Origin of the sequence: Saccharothrix sp. CCNWYY140 (assembly GCF_037401995.1) — a bacterium.
Classification (GTDB): Bacteria; Actinomycetota; Actinomycetes; order Mycobacteriales; family Pseudonocardiaceae; genus Actinosynnema.
In genome coordinates this window covers 58,619-74,826 of the sequence record NZ_JBBEGC010000028.1, presented here as the reverse complement: position 1 = coordinate 74,826, position 16,208 = coordinate 58,619, and the positions used below count along the sequence as shown (strand labels likewise).

The following is a 16,208-nucleotide window of genomic DNA, read 5'->3' as shown; positions in this document are numbered from 1 at the left end:
AACGGGACTTTCAAATACGACTTCGAACACCTCCCGATCCCGTCGGACGAGGGCGATCTTGTTTAATTCCGGCCATAACACCTACCGCGCGCTCCGCGCGCGAAGACCGCGCTGCGCGCGTGAAAAGCGGGGTGGGTGCCTAAGCTCGTCGTCGTGTTGGAGACTTCCGCTCGTCTCTTGCGGCTGCTGTCGCTCTTCCAAACCCGGCGGGACTGGTCGGGCGCGGAGCTCGCCGAGCGCCTGGAGGTCACGCCGCGCACCGTGCGCCGGGACGTCGACCGCCTGCGGACCCTCGGCTACCCCGTACTCGCCGACGCGGGGGTAGCCGGCTACCGGTTGGGCGCGGGCGCGAACCTGCCGCCCCTTCTGCTGGACGACGACGAGGCCGTAGCGATCGCGATGGGCCTGCGCACGGCCGCCGGCGGGTCGATCACGGGCATCGAGGAAACCTCGGTCCGGGCGCTGGCCAAGCTCGAACAGGTGCTGCCGTCCCGGTTGCGGCACCGGATCAACGCGCTGCACGCGGCGACTGTCCCGCTAGCCAACGCCGGACCGACCGCCGACCCGAGCACCCTCACGGCAATCGCCGCGGCCATCCGCGATTCGCTGCGCCTCCGCTTCGACTACCGCGCCCACGACGGAACCCTCAGCATCCGGACGACCGAGCCGCACCGACTGGTGCACACCGGCAGGCGCTGGTACCTGGTCGGGTGGGACGTGGATCGCGCGGACTGGCGCACCTACCGAGTGGACCGCCTGACCCCGCGCACCCCCACCGGCCCGCGCTTCACCCCACGAACGCACCCAGACATCAGCGGGTACACCTCACGGGCGATCTCCACGTCCGCCTATCGCTACCAAGCCCGGTTCACCTTGCACGTCGACATGGAGACCGCAGCCCAACGGTTCGCGCCGACCACGGGGACACTGGAGCCGATCGACGAGCACTCGTGCACCCTGCGGGCGGGCTCGAACTCGTTGGACGAGTTGGCGATCTACGTGACCACCGCCGGTTTCCCGTTCCACGTGCACGAACCGCCGGAGTTGGTCGAGCACGTCCGCACCCTGGCCGCCCGCCTAAGTGCGGCCGTCGAGGACTCGGGCCAGTTCCAGGCGTGACGAGACGTGGAGCTTGGCGTAGACGCGGGACAGGTACACCTCCACCGTCCTGGGGCTGTAGTGCAGAGCAGCGGCGATGTCTCGGTTGCGCATTCCCTGCTGGACCAGGCGGGCCACGTTCTCCTCGGCCTCGGTGAGCAAGCCCCGGGTCTTGGTGCGTGCCCTGGGGACCTTCGCGCCCAGTTCGCGTAGGCGGGTGCCTGCCTGGCGGCGGAGGCCGTGGGCGCCCAGGCGTTGGAAGGTGGTGTAGGCCTCCAGGAGTTCGGCGGTTGCGGTGGGGTCGATCTGGCCTAGCGCCAACTGGCCCCGGGCCTTCTCGAAGACCAGACCGCCGGTTTCGGCTTCCAGCACGGCTGAGCGCAACAGGTCCGGGTCGCGGGCGACCACGCCCTCGACTCGACGGACGGCGGTCCTGGTCCACGGGGCTACCCGGTCCGCGGCGAGCACGTGCAGGCGCTTCACGGTTTGCTGCGCCTCCTCCAACCGACCCTGCTCCAGGTCGAACTCCACCAACCTGCCCAGCAGGACGCAGCTGTACGCAGTGCTGCCGGTGGCGTCCACGGCCTCGACCAGCGTGGTCCGTGCGCCCTCTGCATCACCGCGGGCGGACAGGTAGGCCGACATCGCAAAGGCGTGGAGGCGGGACATGTTGGGGCTGGTCGGCGGGTCCAAGGCGGCCAGGCGGGCGGCCACGTCCAGCTCTCCGCGCCAAGTTCGGATCTCCAGCTCGATGGCCCGCAAACCCTGGAGCATCATGAGTTCCTGCCGGGACTCCAGCTCGGCGGTCGCCCGGCCCAGGCGGTCCAGCGAGGCGTCCCACCGGCCGCCCAGCCAGTCCAGGGCCACGCGGGTCAACTCCAGTTCGCCTCGGAACGCGAAGCCGGCCAGCTGCTCGGCCCGGCGCAGCCGCCAAGTCGCGTCGTGGACCAGGCCGGCCAGGGCGCCCGTGGACGCGGCCACCGCAAGCGCTTGCAGTTCCAGGGCGGGCTGACCCTGGGCCGCGGCTAGGGCTCGGTTGGCGTAGTCGACGGTCTTGTCGTGGCGGAACAGCATCGACGTGAGCACGGCCAGGCGGTCGAACACCACGACCGCTTCGGCGGAGGTGGTGAACTCCATCGCCTCGATGCGGGTGGCCGCCGCCAAGGCCTCCCGGTAGCGGCCGGTGAACGCCAGCAGCACCGCGCGGGTCGCGTGCAGGGCCGGGGTCCGGTCGCCCGCCGCCAGTTCGGCGTCGGCCAGGCGCAGCGCCTCGGCCATCCGGCCGACCAGGAACAGGCTGGTCAGCACCACGACGGCGGCCCGGCTGCGGACCGGGCCGCGGGGCAGGTCCGCCAGTGCCGCCAGACCAGGCGGGATCGCGGCGGCGGGGCGGGACGCGTGCGCCAGCGCCCGGCACTGCAACGCCAGCAGCTCGGCGCGTTCCGGCGCGGCCACCGGCAGCAGTTCCAGCGCCCGCACGCACAGCGCGGCGGCGGTCTCCGGCGCGGACGTGCGGGCGGACGTGGCGGCCTCGGCCATGACCCGCACCGCGCGCAGGTCGCCGGGCGCGGCGGACTCCGCCAGGTGCCACGCCAGTTCCAGCAGGTCCACCGGCAGGCCGCGGTCGCGGTCGTCGAGCAGGCGGGCGCTGATCAGGCTGTGCAGGTGGCGGCGCTGCGCCGGGCCGATCTCCTGGTAGAGCGCCTCGCCGACCAGGGCGTGCGCGAACCGGTAGCCGCGCTCGTCGTTGCGCACCACGTGCAGGCGCAGCAGCTCGTCGAACGCGGCCACCACGGTCCGCTCCGGCAGCGACGACACCCGCGCCAGCAGCCCGATCTGGTCCAGCCGCACCCGCCGGAAGATCGACACCGCCCGCGCCACCGCCCGGGTGTCCCGGTCCAGGGGCGCGACCCGGCGCAGCACGGCCTCCCGGAGGGTCAGCCGGATCGCGTCCGGCCGCACCGCCAGCCGCGCCTGCCCGCCGTCCACAGCGACCAGGTCCAGCTCGCGCAGCGACCGGGCGATCTCCACCGCGAAGAACGGGTTGCCGTCGGCCCGCTGGTGCACCTCCCGCGCGAGCTCGTCGTGCACGGCCGTGCCCAGCACGGTCTCCACGATCCGCTTGACCTCGCCGCCCGACAGCGGCGCGAGGTCCAGCCGCACCACCTCGGCGTAGCGCTCCAAGCGGTCCAGCAGTTCGTCGGCGGCGGGGTTGTCGTGCACCGCGCGCACGGCCGTGACCAGCACCAACGGTGCCGCCGACACCCTCCGGAGCACCACGCCGAGCATGGCCAGCGAGTCGTCGTCCACCTGCTCCAGGTCGTCCAGGACCAGCGCGGGCCGGTCCTCCAGCACGCGGGCCACCAGCTCGCACGACCGACCGAACCAGGACGCGTCCGGCGCGGCTGTCAAAGCGTCCAGCGCGGCCGTCGTTTCGGGTGAGCGCGGCACCGACCGCAGGGCCGCGGCGACCGCCGCGTACGGGATGCGCCGGGCCACGTCGTCGGACTCGGCGGCGGGCACCTCCGGCCCGAGCCGGCGGCGCACCTCGCCGAGCAGGCTGGACTTGCCGATCCCCGGCTCGCCGGACACGACCACGGCCACCAGACCCACGGCGGGCGCGCGGTCGAGGGCGTCGGACACCAGCGCCAGTTCCGGTTCTCGACCGAAGAACGGCGACACGGCGGCGTCCTCCCGAGGGGTGTCGGGGCTGGGCCTGCCACCCTACCTATCGCGGAACCCCTACTCACGTGTCGCCGCTCACCCGTGGTCGCATGGTCGCCACCAGCGACACGGGAGGGATCAGTGGCGATCCAGGGGTTCTGCGCGCCCGGCTTCGAGGACGTCCGGGCCGAGTTCGAGCGCAACTTCGCCGAGCGCGGCGAGGTCGGGGCGAGCGTGCACGTGACCGTCGAGGGCGACACCGTGGTCGACCTGTGGGGCGGTGACGCGGGAGGCAGGCCTTGGACCGAGGACACGATCACGCACGTGTGGTCGTGCACCAAGGGCGCGACGGCGTTGTGCGCACACATCCTGGCCTCGCGCGGTGAACTGGACCTGGACGCGCCGGTCGTCCGGTACTGGCCGGAGTTCGGGCAGAACGGCAAGGAGCACACGCTCGTTCGGCACCTGCTCAGCCACCAGGCGGGCCTCGCCGCCGTGAGGGAGCCGCTGCCCGCCGAGGCCATGTACGACTGGGCGCTGATGGCCGACGTCCTCGCCCGGCAGGAGCCGTTCTGGGAGCCGGGGACCGCGCACGGCTACCACGCGCTGACGTTCGGCCACCTGGTCGGCGAGGTGGTCCGCCGGGTCACCGGGCACACGCTGGCCGAGTTCTTCGAGAAGGAGGTGTCCGGGCCGCTGGGCCTGGACTTCTGGCTGACCCTCCCCGAGGACCTCGAACCCCTGGTCGCCCCGACCGTCCCGCCCGCGCCGAGCACCACCGTCTCGCCCTTCGTCGTGGCCGCGACGACCCGGCCCGACTCCGTGCAGGCGTTGATGCTGATGAACAACGGCGGCTACCTGGTGGCGTCCAACAGCCGCGAGGCGCACGCCGCCCAGTACGGCTCGGTCGGCGGCATGAGCAACGCGCGCGGCCTGGCGCAGATGTACCGGCCGCTGGCGTTGGGCGGGTCCTACAACGGGGTGGAACTCATCGACGAGGAGCAGATCGCCGTGATGTCGGCGGTGGCGTCCGCGGGCCACGACCGGATGCTGCTCGCGCCGACCCGGTTCGCGCTCGGCTTCCTCAAGGCCAACGACCGGGCGACCGCGCGGGACGGTGACGCGATGGGGTTGTCCGAGGACGCGTTCGGCCACTCCGGCATGGGTGGGTCCATCGGGTTCGCCGCGCCGGCCGCGCGGATGTCGTTCGGGTACGCCATGAACCGGCAAGGTGGCGGAGTGGGGTTGAACAGTCGCGGACAGTCCCTTGTGGACGCCGTGTACCGGTCGTTGGGATACCGACGCGCGGGCGGCGGCTGGTTCCGGTAGACCACGCCGGATGCGCTTACCATGACGAGGTGATCGAGGTCGTGCGCAGTGGTCGGGTCGAGGCGTCGCCGGAACGGGTGTGGCACGTCGTGTCACGGGCCGACCGCGTGGCGGAGTGGCTGGACTTCGCCGACGCGGTCGAGGTGACCTCCGGCGCGGGCTGCGGTGAACGGCGCACCCAGTACGGCAGGTGGGGCGAGCGGCGCTCGGAGGTCGACGTGGAGGTCGTCGAGTACCGCCGCCCCAAGGTGGTGGCGTGGCGGCACGTGGCCGAGCGGCTCGACGGCAGGCCCGCGCCCCGGTTCGCCGCCGGCACGGAGTTCCGGGTCGAGCTGGAACCCGACGGCGCGGGGACGCTGGTGCGGCTGCGCTCGTGCCAGGAACCGGCGTCGGCGCTGAAGGGCTTGCTGCTCAACGCTTTCGGCCGCCGGCAGGTGGCGCGCGGGCTGGAGAAGTCGTTGGCGCGGCTGACTTCGGTGTTCGCGCAGCCGGCATGATCGGGGCATGAGGGCCGACCGCCACCGCTCGGTGTCCGCCGCACTCGCGGCCCGCACCGACGACGAGTTGCTCACGCTCCTGGCCCACGGCGGTGACGGCAGCGTCGGGGTGGGCGGGGACGCGGTGACCGTCGAGGTCGCCGGTGCGCCGGTGTTCGCCAAGCGCATCCCGCTGACCGACCGCGAACTGGCCCGACCGCAGTCCACCGCGAACCTGTTCGACCTGCCCGTGTTCTGCCAGTACGGCGTCGGCGGGCCGTCGTTCAACGCCTGGCGGGAACTGGCGGCGAACCTCGCGGTGACCGAGGCGGTGCTGGCCGGCGAGACCGAGTCCTTCGCCCTGCTCCACCACTGGCGCGTGCTGCCCGGCCGCCCTCCCGTCGCCGACGAGCACGCCGACGTGGACCAGGTCGTGGCGTTGATGGGCGGTCACCCCGCCGTGCGCGCCCGGATGGAGGCGCTGGCCGCCGCGCCCCACAGCCTCGTGCTGTTCAACGAGTACGTCCCCCGGCCTGTAGAGGGCTGGTTGGCCGAGGACCCGGTGGGCAAGGCGGCGAGCGTGGAGCGGCAGCTCGTCGGCACGGCGGAGTTCCTGCGCCGGCGCGGGCTGCTGCACATGGACGGCCACTTCGGCAACATGCGCACCGAGGGCGACACCATCGTCCTGACCGACTTCGGGCTGGTCACGTCCCCGGCGTTCGACCTGTCCGCCGAGGAACGCGACTTCGTCGCCGACCACGCCGGCCACGACGCCGACTACGCCGTGATGCGGTTGGTGAACTGGCTGGTGGTCACGGTGTGCGGGGTAGTCGACGGCTACGCGGCCCGGAACGAGTACGTGCGCCGCTGCGCCGCCGGGGACGTCCCGGCCGACGTGCCGCCGGTCGTCGCCGACATCCTCACCCGGCACACCCCCGCCGCCGCGCGCATGAACGACTTCATGTGGGCGCTGTTCGACGGCGACCTGACCGCGCGGTACCCCGCTCAGGACGTCCCGTAGACCGAGCGCAGCCAGACGAACGCCAGCGTGTCGACCAGCTCGCCGTCCCGCTTGGCCGACCGGCGCGACAGCGAGCGGTTCACGAAGGCCTGCTCGTTCATCGACACCAGGACCGTGGCCAGGGATTTGGCCTCGGGGCCGTCCGGGGCCACGCCCGCCGCGCGTTCCAGCGTGATCTGCTCGGCGGTGGCGTCGATGAACCGCCGCGCCACCCCCGTCCAGAACTCCCGCATCCGCTCGTCGGTGTCCCGGGCGCGCACGGCCGCCCGCAGCACCGGCCCGTGCTTGCGCCACAACGCGAGCGTGCTGCCCAACGCACGGCGGATCGCGGCTTCCGGCGGCTCGCTGCCCCGGCGCAGCCAGGAGGAGGCGGCGTCGTAGAGGGCGTCCAGCACGCGCGCGGACAGGGCGTGGAGCACCGCTTCGCGCGAGGAGAAGTGGAAGTAGAAGGTCGAGCGCGAGATGCCCGCGCCGGACGCCAGCTCGTCCACCGCGATGTCCTCCAACGACCGGTGCTGGAGGAGGTGTTCCGCGGTGTCCAGGATCGCTTGCGACGTGAGGTCGCCCTTGCTCGGGCGGCGCCGGGACCCGACCGGACCGGCCGTCGACCGTGGGGGCATGGCGGACATGCTGTCCCGACCCACCGCCCGCCCGCAACCCCCCGTGACGACACCGTGGCCGACGCGCACCGAACGTCCCAACGGGGTACACAGGACGGGTGGATCCGTTGTGGGCATTGCGGCAGGTGGCGTTCCAGTTGGAACGAGCCGGCGAGCCGACGTACCGGGTGAGGGCGTTCCGCCGCGCGGCCGAGGTCGTAGCCGGCCTGCCACCCGGCGACCTGGAGCGCAGGGTCGCTCAGGGCACGCTGACCGACCTGAACGGCATCGGCAAGGCCACCGCCGGCGTGATCGTCGACGCGGTCGAGGGCCGGGAGCCCGCCTACCTGTCGAAGATCCGCGGCGCGCCCGCGGTGACCGGCGGGCGGGAACTGCGGGCGAAGCTCAAGGGCGACTGCCACACCCACTCCGACTGGTCCGACGGCGGCAGCCCCATCCGCGAGATGGCCGAAGCGGCCCGCGACCTGGGCCACGAGTGGATGGTCCTGACCGACCACTCCCCCAGGCTGACCGTCGCCAACGGCCTGTCCGCCGACCGCCTGCGCCGCCAGCTGGAGGTCGTGGCGGAGCTGAACACCGAGCTGGCCCCGTTCCTGGTCCTGACGGGCATCGAGGTCGACATCCTCGACGACGGATCGCTGGACCAGGACCCGGACCTGTTGGCGCAGCTGGACATCGTGGTCGCCAGCGTCCACTCCAAGCTGCGCATGGCCGAGCCGGAGATGACCCGGCGCATGGTCGACGCGGTGTCCAACCCGAACGTCGACGTCCTGGGCCACTGCACCGGCAGGCTGGTGGTCGGCAAGGGCAGGCCGGAGTCGACGTTCGACGCGCGGGCGGTCTTCGAGGCGTGCCGGGACAGCGGCACGGCGGTGGAGATCAACTCCCGTCCGGAGCGGCGCGACCCGCCGAGCAGGTTGCTGGCGCTGGCGGTGGAGCTGGGCTGCACGTTCTCCATCGACAGCGACGCCCACGCGCCCGGTCAGCTGGACTGGCTGTCGTTCGGCTGCGAACGGGCGGAGCGGCACGGGGTGCCGGCGGACCGGATCATCAACACCCGCACCGCGAAGGACCTCCTCGCCCACCGCTGACCACCTCGGTTCACCGGCCGGAGCACCGCGCGGCGCGGGGGAGGATCGGCGACGGTCGACCGGCTCCACCGCGGGGTGAGCGTCAGCGGGTGCCCGCGGTGGCCGAGCGGTGGGTGCGGGACGAGCGGACCAGGTGGCCGTACCAGGCGATCAGCGGGCCCGTCCGGCCCTCGACCAGGCGTTGCCAGGTGGTCCGGCACAGCTCCAGGAACGGGTGCGGGTCCCACGACCCCGCCATCTCCGACAGGGGTCGGTCGTGGACGTTCCCGAGCCAGTACCGGCGGTCGAACCCGTACGACACCGGCACCACCGCCCCGTTGGCCTCGACCACCAGCGGGGTCAGCCAGGTGCCCAACGGCGCGTCCGGGTCCACGGGAGCGGCCATGAACGCTTCCGGTTTCCGCGTCAGCGTCGTCCGCGGCACGGCGTCCAGCTGGACCGCCAGCCCGTGCTCCTCCGCGATGCGGCCCAACTCGACGGCGGCGTAGGCCAGTTCGACCGCGTCCGGGCGTTCGCCGGCCATCAACCGCCCGGCCGCGCCCTCCGGCTCCAGCGGGTGGACCTGGAGCAGCAGCGCACCGGACTGGGTGGCGGCCAGGGCGACGTCGCCGAGTTGGGTCGCGTTGCCCTGGGTCAGCGTGGTGACCACGCCCACCGGGATGCCCGCCTCGGTCAACCGCCGGATCCCGGCCAGCGCCTTGCCGAAGCCCCCCTCCTGGCCCCTGATCCGATCATGGGTCCGCTGGGCGCCGTCCAACGACACCGCCACCAGGTCGACCAAGCCCCGCACCAGGCCGATGCGCCGCTGTGTCATGGCGACGGCGTTCGTGGTGACCGTCGTGCGCATACCGACTTCGTGAGCACTCCTCAGCAACGCCGGGAGTTCCGGGTACAGGAACGGCTCGCCGCCGGTCACGTTGAGGACGTCGTAGCCCAGGGCCGCCGCGTCCCGCACCACCCGGGTCAGCAGGGCGATGGGCACGGTCTCGGTGACGTCGGGGCCCGAACTGGAGTAGCAGTGCCGGCACCGGAGGTTGCACAGCCTCGTGGGGTGCACCTGTAGGACCGCCCTGCCGGCCGCAGACTGCCGCATTTCCACCCTCCTGTGGTGCCTCCTAACCATATGGAGCAGACAAGTGCCGTCCCGATACGTCAGACCGTCACCAGTGGAGTAACCGGTTCCCTCGAACGTGGGAACCTGGCCGGTTGCTTGAAACGACGTCCGACAACCGAACGACTTCACGGTCGAGGCGACGAAGCCCGAGCGGTTGGCACCGGGGGAGGGGACATGCGTCGCGAGATCGCGGTGTCCACCGACGCGGCCGACGAGGTTCGGCGCCGGGTGCTGCGCGACCTGCACGACGGGCTGGGGCCGTCGTTGGCGGCGGTCGCGCTCGGGTTGCGGGCCGCTCGTCACCTCGTGGGGCACGACCCGGCGGCGGCAGGGCCGCTGCTCGCCCGGCTGGAGGAAGAGGTGCACCACGCCGTCGGGGAGATCCGGCGGTTGGCGGCCGGCGCCTACCCGGCCGAGTTGGCCCGGTTGGGGTTGGTCGGCGCGGTGCGGGCGCATGTGGCCACGTTGGCCGATCGGCACCCGGTGCGGGTGGACGTGCAGGTCGTGGAGGCCATGCCGGAGTTGCCGGTGGCGGTGCAGGTGGCGGCTTACCGGATCGTGTGCGAGGCGTTGACCAACGTCGTGCGGCACGCGGGTGCGCGGCACTGCGTGGTGCGGCTCTGGTGTGCGGGTGGGTTGCACGTCGAGGTCGTGGACGACGGCGTGGGCGCCTGCTCGCCCGGGGGTGACGGGGTCGGGGTGAGTTCCATGCGGGAGCGGGCCCACGAGGTGGGCGGCACGTGGGCGATGGAGCACGCCGCCGCCGGGGGCACGCGCGTGGCGGCGGACCTCCCGGTCGCGGGTGGGGTGTGAGCGGGAGATGCTGCGGGCGCTGGTGGTGGACGACCACCCGCTGTTCCGCTACGGGCTCGCCGCCGCCCTGACCGCCGCGTCCGACGTGGAGCTGGTCGGCGAGGCGTCCGGCGGGCAGATGGCCGTCGAGCTGGCGACCACCCTCAAACCGGACGTCATCGTGATGGACCTCAACATGCCCGACCTGAGTGGGGTGGAGGCCATCCGGCGGATCGTGGCGCGGGACCCGGGCGTGCGGGTGCTGGTGCTGACGATGTTCGACGACGACGAGTCGGTGTTCGCGGCGATGCGCGCGGGCGCGTTGGGCTACCTGCTCAAGGCCGCCAAGCCGCAGCAGATCGTGCGCGCGGTGCGGGCGGTCGCGGAGGGCGAGGCGATCTTCAGCCCCGGGATCGCGGTGCGGCTGCTGGCCTACTTCGGCACGGGCGGGCGGGCCAAGCCCGAGGCGTTCCCGGAGCTGACCACGCGGGAGCGCGAGGTGCTGCGGCTGATGGCCGACGGGCGGGGCAACGCGGCCATCGCGCGGGTCCTGGTGCTCAGCCCGAAGACCGTGCGCAACCACGTGTCGAACATCCTGCGCAAGCTGCACGTCGCCGACCGCGCGCAGGCGGTGTCCCGGGCCAAGGAGGCCGGTCTGGGCGACGATCCGGGACAGGTCGGGACAACACGCCCATAGTGCCGGGACACACCGGGTCGCGACCATTGTCCAGCAGGGGTTTCGGGCACGAGGCTGGGGAGCCGGGCATGAACGGTGAGCAGATCGCGGTGGTGCTGCACGCGGCGGATTCGATCACGCGGGCCGGGGTGACCGCGGCACTGCGGTCGCGGCCGGAGATCCGGCTGGTCGAGCCGGACGAGCCCGCGCCGGTCGCGTTGGTGGTGCTGGAGAGACTCGACGGGCCTGCGCAGCAGCTGCTGCGCAGGCTCCAGGTGCAGGGCAGCCCGAACATCGTGCTGGTGGCCGGTGACATCGCCGACCCGGAGCTGCTGAACATCGTCAGCTCCGGCATCTCGGCGGTGATCCGCCGGTCCGACGCCACGCCGGACACGTTGGTGCGCTTGATCAAGGCCACGGCGGCGGGCCAGGGCGCGCTGCCGCCGGACCTGCTGGGCCGGCTGCTGGACCGGGTGTCCCGGTTGCAGCGCAACGTGCTCAACCCCAACGGCTGGACGATGGCCGGCATGTCCGACCGGGAGACCGAGGTGCTGCGGCTGATCGCGGACGGTTTCGAGACCCGCGAGATCGCCGAGAAGCTGTGCTACTCGCAGCGGACCGTGAAGAGCATCCTGCACGACATCACCAACCGGTTCCAGTTGCGCAACCGCGCGCACGCCGTGGCCTTCGCCTTGCGGGAAGGCTTGATCTAGAGAGTGGGCCGCTTTCCGCGGCCCACCACCTCTACTCGACTCGGCCCGAGAAGGACACAGAGGGCTTGCAGTTGCCCTTGTCGGTCGGGTTCTGGCAGCTCACCGACACGATGACCTTCTCGCCCGGCTTGAACCGCAGCGGTTCCACGTAGTGCCGGTCCAGGTCGCGGAAGTTGGCCAGGCCGACCTCCAGGATGCCGCTGCGGGTGCCGCCCGAGTCGCGCAGGACGCGGATCGTGCCGGTGTCGCCGCGCGGGTTCTGGAGCACGATGTCGCTGATCCGCAGGGTCTTGCCCTCCGGCGGGCTGAAGACGAAGTCGGTGAACTGGTCGGCGTTGCCCACGATCGCCGCGTCGGCCGCGACCCGGAAGTCGGTGGGCTCGCCGGTCTGCTGCTGCGCCTTGGGCGGGGTGGCGGTGGGCTGCGACCCGGGCGGCGCGCCGGGGTCCAGGCCCACGGCCTCCATCGCCCGGTCGGAGTTGCCCTTGGCCTGCTCGGCCTCCTGCTTGGCCGCGCCGGCGCTCTCCTCGGCCCGGTCGGCGGCGGCCTTGACGTCGGCGGCCTGCTGGGTCGCGGCTTCGCGGGCGGCGGACTTCACGGCCGGCCGCAGCACGGTGAACCACAGCGTGGCCAGCACGAGCGCCAGCGCCAGCAACGCGATCAGCGCCGGCAGCAGCCACCTGGGCAGCAGTTGCCGTTGCACGAACATGCCGTCCGCGACCAGCGGGGTGCCCGCGTCGGGCAGCACCTCCACCCGGAACGGCTTGGACTGCGGCTGGCCGCGCAGGAACGTGTCGCGCGGCTTCACCAGCAGCTTGACGAACGCGGCCGTGCCGGGCGCGAGCAGCACCTCCTGCCGGTCCAGCCGGAAGTCCAGCTCGCCGTCCGGGTCGCTGGGGTGCAAGCGCAGGCCGACGGGGTGGTTGCCCACGTTGTCCACGGCCAGCTCGTACTTGCCGCGCCGACCGGCCTCGACCTTGCCCGGCACCAGTTCCGCGCTCAGGTCGGTGAACGCGCCGACCTCGACCACGCCCTCCTCGACCACGGACCCGTAGGGGTCCTCGCGCGAGGTGACGCGGACGCCGAAGTGCACCGGCCCGGCCGGCACGCCCGCCGCCCTGGGCGGCGCGAACCGCACGGTGACCGTTTCGGAGGCCTGCGGCACCAGGTTCACCGCGGCGGGTTCGGCCACGGCCCAGCCCGCGGCGTCACCGACCACGTCCACGGTGAACTGGTCGACCAGCTGGCCGGTGTTGCGCACGACGACCGTGCACGTGACCTCGGAGCCCGGCTGCACGGACAGACCCGTGGCGGACAGCGTCGCGGTAGCGCCCATGTCGTAATCCTGTTCGAGAAGCGGTCGGAGAGGACGAGTCGGAGGGGTGGGGGCCGGTGCGCGGCGCACTGCCCCTACGGGCAGCCGTTCAGCCGCGTCCCACGAAGTCGGGTGGTTGCAGGGACTTCGGGACGACGAGGAACGGGTTGGACCGCACGGCCGCGAAGCCCGGTCCGGCTTCGGCGGTCGCGGCCAGTTCGCGCGGGCCGACCTGGTCGTTCTCGAACACCAGGACCTGGGCGTCGAACGTGCCGTCGTCCTTCACCACCACCGTGCCGGGGGTGGCGGAGATGCCGATGGTCCACGCGAGCTGCACCGTGCCGCCGGGCGGGAACCCGGCGCCGGTGGCGCGCGGCACGAACCCGCCCGGCCCGACCAGCGGGTCGACGGTGAGCTTCGGTTGGCGCACCACGACCTTCGCCACGGCGGTGTTGTCGGCGGCGTTGTTGTCCGGCCCGACACCGAGCACCGAGCCGCCGGCGGTGGTGTCCACGGCGGCCTTGGCGGGCAACGTGATCCGCACGTCGGCTTCCTGGAGTGGTTGCAGCACACCGATCACGCACACCGACCCGTCGGCGGCGCAGCCCGGTGAGACGGCCTTGGGCGGCGCCAGTTGCGCCGGCAGGGAGGTGACCACGCGGACGTCCGTCATGGGCTCCCCCGCGCCGTTGCGGACCTTGTAGGACAACACGATGTCGTCACCGCCGACGAAGCTCTCCTGCGGCAGCGCGGCGACCGCCATCGACAGGGCGCCGGGGTTGGCGGGCGGCTTGATCGGGTCGGCGACGCGGATGGTCACCTGCGCCCGGTTGTTGCCCAGGTTGACGTCCTGGCCCGTGTCAGCGGCAACGACCTGGCTGCCGGCCCCGGTCCCGGTGACGACGACCCGGATCTCGACCCGGCCGCGCGGCGCGATCCGGCCCGGTGAGCACGTGGTGCCGACGCACGTGCCCGCGGTGGTGGTGACGGTGTCGACGCGGAGTCCCGCCGGGACGGTCAGGGTCACGGTCGGCGTGGTCGCCGCGAGACCGGTGTTGGTGACGGTGAACCGGACGGTCGTCGTGCCCTCGAACGGGATCGACGCCGGCGCGACCGCGCCCGTCACCGCGAGGTCGGGCAGCGGCTGGAACGCGGCCACCCCGACGTCCGCGTCCGGGTCCTCCACCAGCACGGTCGCCGGGCCGCCGGAGGGCGGGACCTGCCAGATGCGGCTCGCGCCGAACTCGCCCGCGCACTGGTCGAACGCGATCAGCGCGCCGTCCGGCGACCACGCGGGCGAGTCCAGGCAGATGTCCGCGGTGAAGATCCGCCGGGCGTTCGCGCCGGACGCGTCGGCCACGCACAACGCCTCGCCCGCGTGGGTGAACACCAGCCGGCCGCCGTCCGGCGACCAGGCGGGGGACGTGTCGTCGCGCGCGCACTCGGCGGCGAACAGCCGGGACAGGTTGACCTGTCGCACCGGTCCGGACAGGTCGGCGAACCAGATGTCCCGGGTGGCCCGGGACTCCGGGACCACCACGCCGACCGGTGCACTGGCGGTGCTGCCGCGCGTGCCGTCGCGGGCGGTGCAGGTGACGGTGGTGACGCCGACCGGGAACAGCTGCCCCGGCGTGGCGTCGCAGGTCGGGGTGAGCGGCTCGTCCTCGGCGGTCTTGGCGGTGGCGGTGAACGGGACGGCGACCGGCGTGCCGTTCTGGCTGACGACGGTGTCGCCGTTCACGACGACGGTCGGGTTCCCGCCGGCGACCTCGGTGACCCGGATCGTCTGGTTGTGCGGCTGGGTCGGCTGGGCGCCGTCGAACAGGAACTCCACCCGGCACTCGTGCCGGTCGCCGACCTCGGCGATGCCGGGCTCGGGCGGGTCCAGGCGCACGATCTCCTGGAAGGTCACCTCGGTGTTGCCCGGCACGGTCGCCGTGGGCGGGAGGAACTCGACGGAAACGCCGTCCGGGCAGTACGCCCGCGGGGTGACGGTGACCGGCAGCCGCGAGATGCCGTGCTGGATGCCCGCCACGATCTGGTCAGGCAGGTAACCGTCGGTGAGCACGCCGCCGGTGGCCGCGGTGAGGCGGGACGCTTGCTCCCGGCTGTTCAGCTGCGACGGGAGCGGCGGGGTCGACGGGTCGCCGTCGTCGATCACGACGGGCACGGTGATCAGGTGGATGCCCAGGTCCTTGAGCTCCCGCTCGATCCGGGCCTCCTCCCAGTACGGGAAGTCGCTCGCGCAGCTGTTCGGGCCGTCGTAGTCGCCGCACCTGTCGGGGTGGTTGTGGCTGGAGTTGTCACCGGCGACCACGACGATCCGGCTCGTGCCCGGCTCGGTGAAGACCTGGTCCTGCGTGACCCGGTGCAGCGCGTTGAACCAGTCCTCGGGTCCGTCGCCGCCCCAACCGATCTGGAGCTGCTCCTCGTCCTCCAGGACCTTCTTGACCTCTTCACGGGTGGTCATCCCGGTGGCCGGCTGGTAGCGCAGGGCCTCGCCGTCCGAGGCGTCCTGGTAGGCGGCGATGCCGAAACGCGCCAGCGGTTCCTTCTCGGCGATCTGACGCATGGCCTCGCCGAGGTTGGCGCGGACGGCGACGATGGTCGACGTCATCGAGGACGTGGTGTCCAGCAGGAACATGATCTCCGGGCGGGCCGGGACCTCCGGGGTGCGCAGGGTGGCGCTGGTGGTGAACTGGCCGCCCAGCGGGGTGGATCCGCCGACCGACCGCGGGTGCACCAGCGGGACCTCGACGGCCTGCGTGCGTCGCGCGAACGCGATGCCGCGGCCGTCCGGGGACCACGCGGGCCGGCTGTCGCCGCCGGTGAGGTGGTCGGGGAACGGGATCGTGTCCAGCACGGCCCCGTCGGACACGCGCAGGACGCGGATGACGTTCCGGTCGGTGACGGCGAGCCGCGTGCCGTCCGGGGACCACGTCGGGTCCTCGCCGAGCAGGGTGCGCTGGTTCGTGCCGTCGGCGTTGGCGACCTTGACCACCGCCAGGTCGGCGTTGACGTACTCGGTCCACGCCAGGCGCGTGCCGTCCGGCGAGTACGCGGGGTCGGTGTCGTGCGGCCTGCCGTTGGTCGTGATCGACTGCGGGCCGCCGCCGCGCGAGTCGGTGCTCCACAGGTCGCCGGACCCGACGTCCGGCACGACCCGGCTGAAACCGATCCGGTAGGGCTTGAGCGGTTCGGGTTGGGCCAGGGCGGTCGGCCGGTTGCCGAGCAGCACGCCGCCCAGCAGCACGGCGGCCAGGGCCACCGCGGTCGTCCTGCTCGTCCGTCCGATCACC

Annotated in this window: 13 protein-coding genes; 8 read left to right on the top strand and 5 right to left on the bottom strand. The window is 72.7% G+C overall.

The window, feature by feature from the left end:
* Positions 1–153: 153 nt before the first annotated feature.
* On the top strand, positions 154–1,119 hold the full coding sequence (locus WBN91_RS15900) for a helix-turn-helix transcriptional regulator (protein ID WP_337723967.1): 966 nt from the start codon (positions 154–156) through the stop codon (positions 1,117–1,119).
* Here WBN91_RS15900 and WBN91_RS15895 read toward each other — a convergent pair.
* Positions 1,078–3,780 carry an ATP-binding protein gene (locus WBN91_RS15895; protein ID WP_337723966.1) on the bottom strand — a complete coding sequence of 901 codons (2,703 nt, stop codon included), beginning with the start codon at positions 3,778–3,780 and terminating at the stop codon, positions 1,078–1,080. The two genes, WBN91_RS15900 and WBN91_RS15895, sit on opposite strands and share 42 nt — an antisense overlap.
* A gap of 123 nt (positions 3,781–3,903) precedes the next feature.
* On the opposite strand from WBN91_RS15895, the gene WBN91_RS15890 reads away from it, so the two are divergent.
* Genes WBN91_RS15890 through WBN91_RS15880 form a run of 3 tightly spaced genes read left to right on the top strand, consistent with a single transcriptional unit; the run spans position 3,904 to position 6,588 of the window.
* Entirely contained in the window at positions 3,904–5,091 is a 1,188-nt protein-coding gene (locus tag WBN91_RS15890) for a serine hydrolase domain-containing protein (protein WP_337723965.1), read from the top strand.
* 29 nt (positions 5,092–5,120) lie between these two features.
* Positions 5,121–5,588, top strand: coding sequence for an SRPBCC family protein (locus WBN91_RS15885; RefSeq protein ID WP_337723964.1), 468 nt, complete (start codon positions 5,121–5,123; stop codon positions 5,586–5,588).
* 7 nt (positions 5,589–5,595) lie between these two features.
* A complete protein-coding gene (locus WBN91_RS15880) occupies positions 5,596–6,588 on the top strand; it encodes a serine/threonine protein phosphatase (RefSeq protein WP_337723963.1) in 993 nt (330 codons plus the stop codon).
* Here WBN91_RS15880 and WBN91_RS15875 read toward each other — a convergent pair.
* Positions 6,573–7,208, bottom strand: a complete 636-nt coding sequence (locus tag WBN91_RS15875) for a TetR/AcrR family transcriptional regulator (RefSeq protein WP_337723962.1) — start codon at positions 7,206–7,208, stop codon at positions 6,573–6,575. The genes WBN91_RS15880 and WBN91_RS15875 overlap by 16 nt on opposite strands.
* A 98-nt stretch (positions 7,209–7,306) precedes the next feature.
* Between WBN91_RS15875 and WBN91_RS15870 the strand changes: the two genes are divergently transcribed.
* Complete coding sequence (locus tag WBN91_RS15870; protein WP_337723961.1) at positions 7,307–8,299, top strand: PHP domain-containing protein; 993 nt, start codon at positions 7,307–7,309, stop codon at positions 8,297–8,299.
* 82 nt (positions 8,300–8,381) lie between these two features.
* Here WBN91_RS15870 and WBN91_RS15865 read toward each other — a convergent pair whose 3' ends face one another.
* Complete coding sequence (locus tag WBN91_RS15865) at positions 8,382–9,392, bottom strand: radical SAM protein (protein ID WP_337723960.1); 1,011 nt, start codon at positions 9,390–9,392, stop codon at positions 8,382–8,384.
* Between the two features lie 195 nt (positions 9,393–9,587).
* Between WBN91_RS15865 and WBN91_RS15860 the strand changes: the two genes are divergently transcribed.
* The 3 genes from WBN91_RS15860 (at position 9,588) to WBN91_RS15850 (ending at position 11,594) form a co-directional block, all read left to right on the top strand.
* Entirely contained in the window at positions 9,588–10,226 is a 639-nt protein-coding gene (locus WBN91_RS15860) for a sensor histidine kinase (RefSeq protein ID WP_337723959.1), read from the top strand.
* 7 nt (positions 10,227–10,233) lie between these two features.
* Positions 10,234–10,902 carry a response regulator transcription factor gene (locus WBN91_RS15855; protein ID WP_337723958.1) on the top strand — a complete coding sequence of 223 codons (669 nt, stop codon included), beginning with the start codon at positions 10,234–10,236 and terminating at the stop codon, positions 10,900–10,902.
* A gap of 68 nt (positions 10,903–10,970) precedes the next feature.
* Positions 10,971–11,594, top strand: coding sequence for a helix-turn-helix transcriptional regulator (locus tag WBN91_RS15850; protein ID WP_337723957.1), 624 nt, complete (start codon positions 10,971–10,973; stop codon positions 11,592–11,594).
* 31 nt (positions 11,595–11,625) lie between these two features.
* Here WBN91_RS15850 and WBN91_RS15845 read toward each other — a convergent pair whose 3' ends face one another.
* Together WBN91_RS15845 and WBN91_RS15840 are read right to left on the bottom strand one after the other, a co-directional pair.
* Positions 11,626–12,930, bottom strand: a complete 1,305-nt coding sequence (locus WBN91_RS15845) for a COG1470 family protein (RefSeq protein ID WP_337723956.1) — start codon at positions 12,928–12,930, stop codon at positions 11,626–11,628.
* An 88-nt stretch (positions 12,931–13,018) separates the two neighbouring features.
* Complete coding sequence (locus WBN91_RS15840) at positions 13,019–16,207, bottom strand: hypothetical protein (protein WP_337723955.1); 3,189 nt, start codon at positions 16,205–16,207, stop codon at positions 13,019–13,021.
* Position 16,208 lies beyond the last annotated feature (1 nt).